Raw genomic sequence first — 12,806 nt, forward strand, 5'->3', positions numbered from 1 at the left:
ACGGTATTCTCATCCGGCGCTACCGGCGCTTTTTTACCCCCAATACCCCAAGTATCCCCCGCGTTAGCTCCCTTGCGACCGTCCGCCCAATCTGCCGCGTAGTCGGGCTGTTCAGGATTTTCTCAAACATGCTTTTCTGGGCCCGTCGGGAGGAGGTTTTAGTGGCCTTCTCCTGCTGTGATTTTAGCTCTTCCTGCCGCTCTTCAGTCTGGGCGGCTTTGATTTTCGCGGTCAGGATTTCATGGGCAGACTCCCGGTCTATTTCTTCGTTATACTTATCAGCAATTCGTGATTTCCGGATGATGCTGTCGATTTCTTTTTCGGTCAGTACATCCATCCGGGACTGTGGTGCACGCAGCAGGGTGTGTGCCAATGGCGTAGGGATGCCCTTTTCGTTCAGAGCAGTGACCAGGGCTTCTCCAATCCCCAGCTTGGTCACGACCTCCGCCACATCGTAGTAATCTGACTCCGGATAATTCTGAGCGGCAAGCTTGATGGCTTTGCGGTCCTTTGCGGTAAAGGCGCGCAGGGCATGCTGTACTTTCAAGCCCAGCTGTCCGAGTACGTCATCCGGAATATCGGCAGGGTTTTGGGTGACAAAGAACAAACCGACACCTTTGGAGCGGATGAGCTTGACCATGACCTCGATTTGGTCCAGGAGCGCATCTGATGCTTCCTCAAAGACCAGGTGGGCTTCATCAATGAAAAGCACAAGCTTTGGCCGGTCCATATCCCCTTCTTCCGGGAAAGTAGCATAGATTTCTGCCAGGATTTGCAGCATAAAGGTGGAGAACAGCTTCGGGCGGTCCTGTATGTCCGTCAGCCGGATAACAGAAACCATACCTTTGCCTTCCTCATCTATACGGCAGAGATCCTCCACATCAAAAGAGCGCTCTCCGAAAAACCGGTCTGCCCCCTGCTGTTCTAACTCCACGATGCGCCGCATAATGGCGCCAACGGAGGCGGTGGAAATACGCCCGTAGAGGGATTCCATTTCGTCCTTGCCCTCATTGGTGGAATACTGCAGCAGCTTTTTAAAATCCTCCAGGTCTACCAGTGGCATCTGGTTGTCATCGCAGTATTTGAAGAGCACGGCTGTAATCCCGCTTTGGGTATCGTTCAGGTCAAGAATTTTAGAGAATAATACGGGACCAAACTCATGTACCGTTGCCCGCAGGCGCAAGCCTTTTTCTTCTGATAAAGAGAGGAACTCTACCGGGCTCTGACCGGGCTCAAACGGAAAACCGATCTGCGCATGTCGCTCATCAATTTTGGGGTGCCCGCCACTGGGCACCGCAATGCCCGACAAATCGCCCTTGATATCCATGAGCAAAGACGGTACACCTTCAGCCGATAGCTGTTCCGCAATAATCTGCAGGGTTTTGGTCTTGCCCGAGCCCGTAGCGCCCGCGATCAGCCCGTGCCGGTTGAGGGTCTCCAATGGTACGCGGACCAGGGCGTTGGTCAGGCATGCCCCATCCAGCATGGCACCGCCCAGGGTGATGCTCGCTCCCTCAAAAGTGTAGCCTTCTTCTATAACTTGTCGGAATTGGTCGTGCTTTGACATATTGCTTATCGGTTGTTCCAGTTTTCGATTCTTTTTCTGAATTTGTCTTTGTCCAGCGGCCACAGGTCAATATCTGCTTTGGCTTCCAGTTCCGTTTCCACCTCCTCCGGCAGAAAACCGGCAAAGAAGTCCAGCCCGGTCATCGCCTCCACTTCATCTACCGTTGCCACAAATTTATACAAAGGCTCGTAGGAAATGGTATTCGGGAGCACAAATCCGATGGCTTTGAGCTGTGGCTCTTCGAGATCAAGCAACACTTTGAAGTATCCGCCGGGGATGGTGACTTCGTTGTTGCCAATAACGCCCTTCGGCTCCATGTCCAGTAAGGGGCCCGTCACAACGTACAGTTCACCTGCATCTTTGGCCCACTCCCGGGTCAGTTCCTCGAGTTCCCGCCATATGCCACCATTGAACTGACGGGCCTGAGGAGAAATATTGCTCATCAGAAAGGTTTCGGACATGACTGTCTTGCTGTAAGCCCGGTCTGCAGCTGGTATCAAGTGCCCTCGGTCGTAGCCGGAATGCCGGTAGTCATTGGGATGGGCGGAGCCGGTAGCGATGGCAGGGTCAGGACGGAAGTCATCTGTACGATCCACGTAAGGTTCACGAAGCATTTCGCCAGACAGCTTGTAGGCCACCCACTCCGCCTGTTCGTGCGACTCATTGTATGATAAGGCATAAGTGGTTTGCGCCACCACGACTCCCCTACCGCCTTTCGGCAAAAAGTAGGACAGCTCAGGGTCCGCAGGGTTGGTTTCAAAATGCGCTCCGGTGAATAAATTGAAGATGAAAAATAGCCCGGCAATCAGCGCACTGAAAATCCCTACCTTAGCCACCATGCCGGTGCTCCCCTTGCCCCGGCGCTGATGATTGCTCCTGAACTTTGCCATGTTTTGTTTTTTATTCCAAAAGTAGTAGTTTCAGGAATTATTATATCCCAGTTCCCTGAAAAATATCCTAATGCCGCTGATTAACATTTTAAAACGCTCAAGCGATCTTGTCGCGAGCTTTGACAAACGCTACCGGATTATTCATTGGAACAATAGCATTGAAGAGCATACCGGTATTTCCAGAGCAGAGGCTTTAGGAAAGTCGATTTACGATATCCTGCCGGGGCTGAAGGAACATTTGGGCACCATAATAGAAAAGCAGGTTTTCGAAGAAAAAACAGAAGTAGAATACCTGCATGATTTAAAACTTCGGCTGATTAATGGGGTCATGCTTCATGCTTCCGCGGCCGTTTTCCCTTATCATTACATTGGTCAGACTTCGGCCTCGGAAATAACAGGTGGGGTCCTGCTTCTTTATCCTTTTGAAAAAAGTGCGCCTTACCCACCGAAACTTTCTAAGCTGCTCCTGTCGATCCCCTACTATTCCAGTGAAGCCATAATCATCACTGAAGCGAGCCCTTTGGATGCGCCCAAGGGGCCCTCTATCGTTTATGTCAACCGGGCTTTTACAGATATGACGGGTTATGAAGAGCACGAAGTACTAGGCAAGACGCCCAGAATGCTGCAGGGGCCCAAAACAGACCGGACCGAGCTTGATCGTATCAAAAAAGCGCTTAAGGAAAAAGTAGCCGTACAGGCAGAACTTCAAAACTACCATAAAAATGGCTCCTGCTATTGGGTGGGGATCAATATCGTGCCCGTAAAAAATGAGGCAGGCTGGACTACCCATTTCATTGGCGTACAAAGGGATATCACAGATAAAATCGAGTCCCGCCAAAACCTGGAAAAAACCGTTGAAGAACGGACCCATCGTCTACGTCAGGCCGTGGAGGACCTCGAAGCCTTTGCCTACAGTGCTTCTCACGATTTAAAACAGCCCCTGCGCTCTGTGACTTCCCATCTTGGGCTGCTCAAACGGAAAGCTAAAGGAAAAATCGATGCCGAACTGCTGACCTATATTGACGAAGCAGTGGACGGCGCCCGCCGGATGTACGGGCTGCTGGAAGGCGTACTGCAATATTCACGGATTACTGCTGTAGAGGATGAGTACGAAATGGTGGATCTTCAACAGCTGTTTGCCCGAAAGATCAAAGAGCTGCAACAGGCCTACCCTCAGCAGCGCGTCGAGGTGGAATTGCCGGAACAGCCCTTACCGGTTGTGGAAGGCTATGAGGTCCATTTGGAACAGGTCGTGCAAAACCTGCTTAGCAATGCGGTAAAATACTGTGATGCGGCTGTTGCCAAAATTCAGATAGCGGCAGGCACGGCAGAGGGAAAGTACTGCATTTCCATTACCGACAACGGCCCCGGTATCCCGGAAGAAGACCGGCGGAAAATATTCAACCTGTTCAGCCGCAACCACGAGCTTGTGGAAGGCACTGGCATCGGGCTCGCCATCTGCAAAAGGATCCTTCAACGGCACGGCGGCACCATTGCTATCGCACCCTACGAAAAAGAAAAAGGGGCCACATTCACCTTCACCCTCCCGAAGCCGAAAAGACCTGTTCCACAGCCTTCGCGGGCTGAATAAGCTTACCGGTCTGATCCGTCTGCTGAGTGGACTTACCCGTTTTGTTGAGGATTTGATACGCCTGATCTGTGGTCAGCCCGGGCTTGAAGCTTTTCATTAACCCGATCAGCCCCGCTACGTAAGGCGTTGCCATAGAAGTCCCGTTATACGTGTCGTACTGATTGCCGGGAATGGTGGAGTAAATACCTACACCGGGCGCAGCAATACCGCGTTTCAGGTCGGTTACGTAGTTGGAAAATACCGCTTTGCGGAGCTCATTGTCCACTGCGCTTACGCTAATCACGCCGTCTACCGCAGCGGGCACATAATTTTTGGCATTTCGGTTGGCATTGCCGGCCGCCGCTACAACGATTGCCCCCTTGTCATTGGCATACTTCACGGCTTTGCGGTAAGCCCGTTCTTTGCTTTGATTGGACAAGCCGCCCAGGGACATGGAAATAACGTCCGCCCCGGCATCCGCAGCCTTGATCATGCCATTGATGATGCTTTTTTGTGTCCCCATCCCGGAGGCATTCAGCACCTTAATGCTCGTCACCTGTACGTAGGAAGCGCCCGGCGAAAAGGAAGCAATGCCGATGCCGTTGTTGGTCACAGCCGCTGCAATGCCTGCACAGTGGGTGCCGTGCCCTCTTGGGTCATTATCGTCCGTTGAATTCAGTGATTTGTAATTCGCGGATAAGTCTTCATGATTGGCATCAACCCCCGTATCCAAAATGGCAATGAGCGCGGTTTTTGCAGGTTTGCCAGATTGCTGCCGCAAAAGCCGGTACAAGTCATTGACCGCCATCGCCTCAAAACCCCACAATTCCGAAATGCCAGGGTCGTTGACGCCGAATTTTTTATTCACCCCCGGCAGCTTCTCACCCGTTACCGGGCTGATGCTGATGCGCTCGTTAGGTTCCACCCAGTCTACTTCAGGCACCGCGCGCAGGTCATTCAGGATGTCCTCCAAGTCGGCCAGATGGCTTTCCGGTATATTGACGACCAGGTAGTCATCCAGCTCTGTGAGATCAGCTTCGCCAACCTCAAAAGCAGTGGAAAAAGTCAAATCGTACTTATAAGCCGGCGTGCTCAGCACATCCTGATCTGCCCCTTCCGCCAGTTCCAGCAGCAACTCCCCATCCGGGTCATAGCTTACCGGCGCGGCTTCCAGTGTGCGCAGGCTACCGCTCATCTGAGCCGGCACAAACCAGGCCAGGAAGACCGCAGAAGCCAGTGCTGCCCCCATGAACCAAAGCCGCTTGTGGGTAGCCAATTGAAAAACAGTACCCAATAGCCCCAGAACCAGCAAGTCCCGGAACAACACCCACAGCTTTACCCCGAACTTCACATCAGCGGTAAAGACTACCAGTGCATAACTAAGGAAAAGGCCAAAGAAAATACGCTGCAGCCAGCGCTCCCGCTCTTCGTCCGAGCGGTATAAAAACCAGAGGGCAAGGCTTGCAGTCGTAGCAATATATAAGGTTGGGTACAACATCATTTCGGCTTTGAGTCAAATTATGAACGAACGATCTAAGCTACCTATTTTCTGTGTGGTGGGCAAAAGAATCCGACGAAAGGGGTTGATGGGCGGGTGGAAGGACCAATCTGAGCTGAGGGTAGCCCGGAGGATGAGGAGCTAAGGTTGAGGTTGAGGCTAAGGTTGAGGTTGAGAGCCCAAGCGCCGCCCGCAACACAGCGACAGCTTACTGTCGCCTCCAGGCCCCACGAGCCATGTTCGCCAGGATGAAGACCGGCAACGCTCGCCCAACGCCGGGGGCACTCCCCGACCGCCGAAGTCTCGACGAAGGAGGTCCTTCCCCCGGCGTTCTAACTCAAGCACGCCCGGCGAAAGGACCGACTTCCCATAATTTATCCATACGGACAGGTCCGTATGAACTTGTCCGTATGGATGCATACTGGCGTTTTAAACTACGTCGGACAGCGAGTGCACCAGGCGAGGCTGCTACTCCGACCGGCACTGCTCGCCACCACAACACCCACCGCCCGCCAAAGCCACAGGCGACGGCGGGAAAACACCACAATACCAAAATCCTTGCAAGGGTCAGGTTGGTCCCGGCGCAGCCCCAGCGAGGATGAGGTTGAGCACCAGCCTGCGTCCTCCAAAGGCCACGGCCGCTTTGCGGCCGCCTCCTGGCGACCCACCGACCGGCACCGCTCGCCCAACGCCGGGGGCACTCCTTTCCCCCGGCGTTCTAACTCAAGCACGCCCGGCGAAAGGAGTGCGCCGGGCGAGACTACCGCACCAACAAAACCTCCCCCCCAATCTCCACCTCCCGTCCGTCCAGCAACAGCAGGCGCAGGCGGCACAGGTAAACGCCCGAAGGCGTCGCCTCGCCATTATGCGTACCGTCCCAGCCCCCCGAGCCAGGAGCGAAGTTTTGCGCCTCATAGACCAGACCGCCCCAGCGGTTGTAGGCCTGCATCAGGAGGACCTCCGCGACGCCCGTGCCGGCATAGACGGTCAGCAGGTCATTGCGGCCATCGCCGTTGGGCGAAAAGGCATTAGGCAGGTAGGCCGGCGCAGCCGCATCCACGAAAATGGTGGTACGGGCGGTGGCCGTGCACCCCAGGCTGTCCGTCAGGGTAGCGGTGTAGGCCGTGGTGGCCGGCGGCTGAGCCAGGGGCATTGGGCAATCGGTGCAGGACAAGCCCGTGGGCGGGTCCCAGGCGATGTCAAAGCTAGTGGCATTTGTAGCAGCCGACAGCCGCACTTCCTGCCCAAGGCGGATGCTCGTATCGGAGGGCAGGCTCACCTGCAGGGCCGTGGCTGCCGGCAGGGCCGCCTGACGGGCCCGGGCGCAGCCGCTGCCATCGGCTACCGTAATCGTATAAGGCTGTGCAGACAGATTGGAAAAGACCGGGCCGGGCTGTACCGGGCCATCATTGAGCTGATAGCTGTAAGGCGGCATACCGCCCCAGATGCTGTCGACCCGCAACTGACCGGCTCCGGGCTCCGGGCAGCCGGTATAGCCCAACGTAAAGGTGAAGTCTATACTGTTTTCTGAAAGGCTCAGGCTGTCCGAAGCGGTGCAGCCATTGGCATCGGTGAGGGTGACGGCGTAGGTGCCGGAGGCCGTGGTGCTCAGTGCAGGCCCTGCGGTGCCATCGCTCCAAATGAAAGTGCCGCTGCCATTGCCCGTAAGCGTTGCGCTGCCGCCGTTGCAGAGGCTGCCCGACTGACTGATGGACAAAGCCGGCTCCGGTAGGAGCCCGAGCTGTAGCACCACCACACTGTCGCAAGGCTGCCCGTCGCTAATCGTGTCCCGGTAGGTGCCGGACGCGGTGAGCAACTGCCCACCGAAGGCGTAGGCCCCGCCGGGGCAGATGTCCACCTGAACGCTCCCCTCCCGACGCTCGTAGCGCAGCTCCAGGCAGTGGGTGCTGTCGCAGCCGTACTGGGAGGTGTAGGTGAGGCAGAGGGCGGTGTCGGTGGTGAAGGTTTGGTTTTGCCATGTGTAAGGCGTGCCTGCACAGTCTTTCACCACATCGGTTTGCAGGAAAGTATCAGCTTGCAACAGCTCAAAGGCTGCTGTAGCTTCACAGTCATTGGCATCGGTAAGGGTAACGGTGTAGGTGCCTGCATCAAGCCCCGTTGTGGTGGTACCGGACTGCCCGTTGCTCCAGGCGAAAGCGTAAGCGCCCGTACCCCCAACCCCGGAGGCGGTAAGGCTGCCACTGCCCTCACAGGCAAACAGTGCCGCTGCCGTTATGCCCACCGAAAGGCTATCGGGGGCTTGTACCCAAAGCGTATCCTGTCCACTGCACCCCTGCCCGTCACCGATTTGGATGAGGTAGCTCCCCGCTCCAAGCCCGCTGCGCTCAGCCGCCTGTACACCATCGGGCCAGGTGAAGGTGTACCCACCCGTGCCGTTCTCGCCCTGTAGGGAGACGGAGGCGTCCTCCTGTCCATAACAGCGTGTAGAAGCCGTATCAGCGGCAAGGGCGAGGTTGTTCAGGGTATCGAGCGTAATGGTAGCGATGCTCGGCATAGTCCCGTAGTAGGAAGAATACATTTCCAACAGGATTTCCCGGCTGCCCAGGGTAGGTAAAGCAGCGGTATTTTCATACACCACAGCCTGGACAGCAGCTGCAAAATCGGTACCGAGGGAAGCATAGCTGTTGGATAAAAGCAAGCTCCCGGTGTTGTTGCCCGCTACCTCCACTCCGGGCGCCCCCGGGCAGGATAACTGCTCTGCCCCCCCATCGGGCGGGCTCAGCACCTGCAGGCGGATTGAATCTAGCACAAAAGGCGAAAAAACCTCCACATCCGCATCGGCCACCGGCACCGGGCCGGTGCAAGTCGTGCGCTGATAGCCCAGCCCGGAGGCACCGGAGCTGTCGTCGGGGTCCAGGTCGGTGTAAAGCATACTACAAGGCGGCAAAGTGCATTCGGTAGAAGAAGCGACCCCCGTGACAAAGGCATCAAGTGTACAATGGAAGGACAAGCTATAGTCCTCAACATCCAGTTCATAGACCTGAGTATCACCGGTGTCATCCGTAGCAAAAACGTAGGTGGAGATGCTGTCGCAGGCATAAGGGAAAGAGCCCATTGCCTGTATATCGCCTATAGAATCCGGAAAGGCATGCACAACCTGGCTTTGCTGAAGGTCAGCCATATTGAGCAGCACCAGTTCATTTTCCAGAGTAACCATATAGAACCGCCCGCCCCGCTGCGTAAAGCCTCCGCCACAGCGCAGCGTATCGGGCAGGCTGCCCAGCTCCTGCAGGGCACCGTTGGTATAGTCATAGGTGCTCACTGCGGCGCCGGCCAGGTACGCCAGCCCTTCGTAATTGCAGGTTGCCCCCTCAATACTTGTATCGGGCAGTGTCCCTTTTAGAGTGATCCCGGCATTGAAGTTGCTGCTGATCGGGAAGGTGTAAATGCCTTCGCCTGCCAGGGAAAACTCTGCCTGTAACCCCGTATAATAGGTTATGAGGCTATCCGTGCCAATGAATGTATAACCATTAGGGGTCAGTAATGACCCTAATGTCCTCGTGTCAAGTTCCTCACAGTTCTGAATATCATAATGCACCCATCGAGCACTAAAAATAGTATTTATACTATCGAACACCCAAAAGTCCTGAGCATTTGCCGGCTTTGAGGACAAGGCGGACAAGGTGCCCAACAGGAAAAAAAAGTAAATGCGCTGACGCATCATATTTATTGTTTGATACACTTGAACAACTGAGGGGGCTGCCCTTCTATGGCCACTTCCAAACAATAAATGCCGGAGGGGAGATGGCTGAGGTTGGTGATGGACAATGTACCTTGTTCAAACACCTCCTGATACGAGTGGCTGTACACCCTCATGCCTAAGCTGTTTGATAATGCGATTTCGACTTTGCCAGAATTTTCAAAGCCCAGATCCTGATACTCCAATTGGAGAAAACTGCTGAATGGAGCCGGGTAGACTGCGAATTTACCATTTTTTGAAGGAGAACTATCGATACCTTCAAGGAATTGAGTTTCTGCAGTTTTGCCGCCGCACACTCCATTATTAATCCCAGCTTGACTACCTTTGTCGCCAACGCAAACCTGACCTGTTTATGACGCACACCCGGTATCACGACGTTGTTCTATTGCTCCTCCGCCTTATGTTTGGGCTCAGTATGGCCTACGCGCACGGTTGGCCTAAGCTCCAAAGGCTTACAGGGGGCGAAGAAGTGAAGTTCCTCGATTTCCTGGGCCTGGGGCCCGAAATTTCACTTGGGCTGGCGGTTTTTGCCGAACTGTTCTGCGCACTGTTGCTTGCCGTGGGGCTATTCACCCGGCTGGCGGCCCTACCGCTGATCATTACCATGTTTGTGGCGGTCTTTGTGGCGCATTGGGGCGACCCCTATTCTGATATGGAAGGCGGGCTGTTGTTTTTGGTGCCCTATGTTTGTATTTTACTGGCAGGCCCCGGTTGGTATTCGATTGATGCTCAAATCAGAAAGTCAGCTTAACTCATTACCATGAAAACGCTTCTGCACTTTATTTTCCTGGCGCTTCTGACCGGACTCCTCAGCGGTTGCGGCAGCCCCTCCGGCAATGCCATTTCCAGCGATTACCAGATTCTGGAAGGGGAAACGATGGGGACTTACTACCGGGTTACTTTCGACAATCCCGGCATTGAGGAGGTGCAACCGAAAATAGACTCCATACTGCGGCAACTCAACCTGGAGGTGTCGACCTATATCCCGCAGTCTACAATTTCAAGGTTCAACCGGGCGGATAGCTTGTTCAACCTGAACACCAATCCGGTGGACGGTGCTGCAGATACCTACCCGAATGACCACTTTATCCGGAATTTCAAGGCCGCTCTTGAAGTGTACCACGAAACGGAGGGGTACTTCGATGCCACCGTCATGCCCCTGGTCAATTACTGGGGCTTTGGCTATACGGAAAAACGGAAGGTGGCACAGGTGGATAGCCTGATGGTCGATTCCCTGCTGCAGTATGTAGGCATGGAAAAGGTGGAACTGCAGCGCTTCGACGATACCGATCTACTGATCAAAGCCTTTCCTGGGGTTAAGCTGGACTTTAGCGCGGTAGCCAAGGGCTACGGTGTGGACCTGGTGGGCCAGCTGCTTTCCAGCCTGGGGGTGCAACATTTCCTGGTAGACATCGGGGGAGAAGCCCTGGCCAAAGGGAAAAGCCCCAGAGGGGACATTTGGAACCTCGGCATCAACGTGCCCAAAGAAGGGGCTGCGGTGGATGAAATACAGACCACCGTGCCTCTAAAGGACCGGGCGCTGGCCACTTCCGGCAATTACCGGAACTACTACGAGGTGGAAGGGCAAAAATACAGCCACACCATCAACGCTAAAACGGGCTATCCGGAGCGCAATACCCTGCTTAGTGCTTCTGTGTTTGCAGACGACTGTATGACCGCTGATGCCTACGCCACCGCTTTCATGACCATGGGCATTGAAAAAGCAAAGCCGATGGCAGAATCGCTGGCGGGCATAGAGGCGTATTTTATCTATGGCTTACCGGACGGCGGCATGGCCGTGACCTATACGCAGGGGCTTAAAGAACTTTTTCAATCAAACGACGAATAACCATTATTATGGACTTCAACCTGGACCGGGACTTGATTTTTTTTGATTTAGAAGCCACTGGGCTTAGCGTGGTCAGAGACCGGATTATACAAATCGCGATGGTCAAATACCCCAAAAAGGGCGGCGAGCCTCAGGAACTGAGCATGCTCATCAACCCGGGCATCCCGATCAGCGAAGAAGCGATGGAAGTCCATGGGATCACCCCAAAGGATGTCGCCAACAAGCCTACCTTTCAGCAGGTGGCGGAGGAGATTCACAACTTCATCGGCAATGCCGACCTGGCGGGCTACAACTCCAACCGCTTTGACATTCCCATGCTGATGGAGGAGTTTGACCGCGTGGGCATCGAATTCAGTATCGACAACCGCCGTACCATCGATGTGCAGCGCATCTTCTACAAAATGGAGCCCCGCAATCTCAAAGCTGCCGTGCGCTTTTACTGCAACAAGGAAATGGAGAACGCCCACGACGCCCTCGCCGATGTCTACGCGACCATTGACGTCTTCAAAGGGCAGTTGGAAAAATACAGAGGCGTGGATTACGAAGACGACGATGGAAACATCACCCCTACCCCGGTGACCAACGATATGCAAGTGGTGCACGATTTCACCAACGATTTGCGTTATGTGGATGCGACGCAGAAAATGAAGTACGATATTGACGGCTCTATTGTGTTCAGTTTCGGTAAATACAATGGCAAGCCGGTCGGCGAGACACTGTCCAAAGACAAACAATACTTCAATTGGATCCTCAATAAGGAATTCAGCTCGCAGGTGAAGCAAATTGTGAAGAGATTGGTACGCGAATATGAGAATCAGTAGAATTATTGCAGGTATAATATTGCTCCTGACGCTATGGAGCGGTTGCTACGAGCCTCAGGACGGGTGCCTCGACCTGGAGGCCGTTAACTACAATTTTGCGGCCGATAACAATGCGCCGGAAGATTGTGAATACCCGGAGGTGAGGGTGCAGTTCACCCACGTCTACAGCACGCCGGATACCGTTTATAATTTCCGGTTGCGCGACAGCGTCTATCTGGATGAAGCCGGCAACCCCTTCACGGTGAATGCGTTCGAGTTTTTCATATCCGGTTTTGAACTGCAGCGTACCGATGGGACCTACCTAAATATAGAGGAAGAGCTTGATGTATACCTGTTCGACAACAATGGCAACGTCGTGCTGCAAATGGTGCCAGACAATTTCGGCTTCGTGCGGGCAGGCAACAGCAGCAGCATTAGTCTCGGCACCCTGCGGGAGGCTGCCGATCTGCAAAGCCTGCGGTTTTTTGTGGGTGTGAATGGGCAGGCCAACGTCGCCATTGCCGATTCCATCCCGCTCAGCCACCCGCTCGGGCTGACCGACAGCCTGCTTTACTTCAACCGGGACTCGGGTTATGTGTACCAATTCATAGAGCTCTTCCGGGATACCACTGCGGCCGATACCATACCTGAGCAGCTCCGCATCGGCACTTTTGCCAATCTTCAGCAGGTGCAGTTGCCCGTAGGTGGGGAGAAAATTCCCGGCTTCAACCTCAAAGTTGTGATACAGATCGATTACAGCAAGTGGCTGGCGGGCATCAATGTAGCGACAGATTCCAATGCCGAATTGCAGCAAATAATTGTCGGCAATACAGCAGAGGCCTTTTCTTTAAAGGAAATCGTACTGGAATAGCGTTGAAAAGGACAACAGCTTTTGTGGTAAACCTGTTATG

Annotated in this window: 10 protein-coding genes; 5 read left to right on the forward strand and 5 right to left on the reverse strand. The window is 54.3% G+C overall.

Annotation, left to right across the window (positions count from 1 at the left end; all coding sequences use genetic code 11):
* Nucleotides 1-19 precede the first annotated feature (19 nt).
* Nucleotides 20-1,567, reverse strand: coding sequence for a helicase HerA-like domain-containing protein (locus MRY86_RS10770; RefSeq protein WP_293567495.1), 1,548 nt, complete (start codon nt 1,565-1,567; stop codon nt 20-22).
* A gap of 5 nt (nt 1,568-1,572) precedes the next feature.
* The gene (locus MRY86_RS10775) at nt 1,573-2,457 is read right to left on the reverse strand and encodes a DNA/RNA non-specific endonuclease (RefSeq protein ID WP_293567497.1); all 885 of its coding nucleotides are present in this window, start codon (nt 2,455-2,457) and stop codon (nt 1,573-1,575) included.
* A gap of 70 nt (nt 2,458-2,527) precedes the next feature.
* On the opposite strand from MRY86_RS10775, the gene MRY86_RS10780 reads away from it, so the two are divergent.
* Nucleotides 2,528-4,048 (forward strand): ATP-binding protein, encoded by a 1,521-nt coding sequence (locus MRY86_RS10780; protein ID WP_293567499.1) that lies wholly within the window; start codon nt 2,528-2,530, stop codon nt 4,046-4,048.
* On the opposite strand, the gene MRY86_RS10785 is transcribed toward MRY86_RS10780, so the two are convergent.
* The 3 genes from MRY86_RS10785 to MRY86_RS10795 all read right to left on the reverse strand — a co-directional run bounded on the left by MRY86_RS10785 (nt 3,996) and on the right by MRY86_RS10795 (nt 9,542).
* A complete protein-coding gene (locus MRY86_RS10785; protein ID WP_293567500.1) occupies nt 3,996-5,528 on the reverse strand; it encodes a S8 family serine peptidase in 1,533 nt (510 codons plus the stop codon). The genes MRY86_RS10780 and MRY86_RS10785 overlap by 53 nt on opposite strands.
* Nucleotides 5,529-6,285: 757 nt before the next feature.
* Nucleotides 6,286-9,210: a gliding motility-associated C-terminal domain-containing protein gene (locus MRY86_RS10790; protein ID WP_293567501.1), complete on the reverse strand. Its 2,925-nt coding sequence runs from the start codon at nt 9,208-9,210 to the stop codon at nt 6,286-6,288.
* Nucleotides 9,211-9,212: 2 nt separating this feature from the next.
* Nucleotides 9,213-9,542, reverse strand: a complete 330-nt coding sequence (locus tag MRY86_RS10795; RefSeq protein WP_293567502.1) for a T9SS type A sorting domain-containing protein — start codon at nt 9,540-9,542, stop codon at nt 9,213-9,215.
* Nucleotides 9,543-9,598: 56 nt separating this feature from the next.
* Between MRY86_RS10795 and MRY86_RS10800 the strand changes: the two genes are divergently transcribed.
* The 4 genes from MRY86_RS10800 to MRY86_RS10815 are packed head-to-tail and all read left to right on the forward strand — an operon-like array spanning nt 9,599 to nt 12,766.
* Nucleotides 9,599-9,997, forward strand: a complete 399-nt coding sequence (locus MRY86_RS10800; RefSeq protein ID WP_044226543.1) for a DoxX family protein — start codon at nt 9,599-9,601, stop codon at nt 9,995-9,997.
* Nucleotides 9,998-10,006: 9 nt separating this feature from the next.
* Nucleotides 10,007-11,095 (forward strand): FAD:protein FMN transferase, encoded by a 1,089-nt coding sequence (locus tag MRY86_RS10805; protein ID WP_293567503.1) that lies wholly within the window; start codon nt 10,007-10,009, stop codon nt 11,093-11,095.
* Between the two features lie 8 nt (nt 11,096-11,103).
* Complete coding sequence (locus tag MRY86_RS10810) at nt 11,104-11,916, forward strand: 3'-5' exonuclease (protein WP_293567504.1); 813 nt, start codon at nt 11,104-11,106, stop codon at nt 11,914-11,916.
* On the forward strand, nt 11,903-12,766 hold the full coding sequence (locus MRY86_RS10815; protein ID WP_293567505.1) for an MbnP family protein: 864 nt from the start codon (nt 11,903-11,905) through the stop codon (nt 12,764-12,766). The genes MRY86_RS10810 and MRY86_RS10815 overlap by 14 nt, the downstream gene beginning before the upstream one ends.
* Nucleotides 12,767-12,806 lie beyond the last annotated feature (40 nt).

The organism is Phaeodactylibacter sp. (assembly GCF_022763345.1).
Lineage (GTDB): Bacteria > Bacteroidota > Bacteroidia > Chitinophagales > Saprospiraceae > Phaeodactylibacter.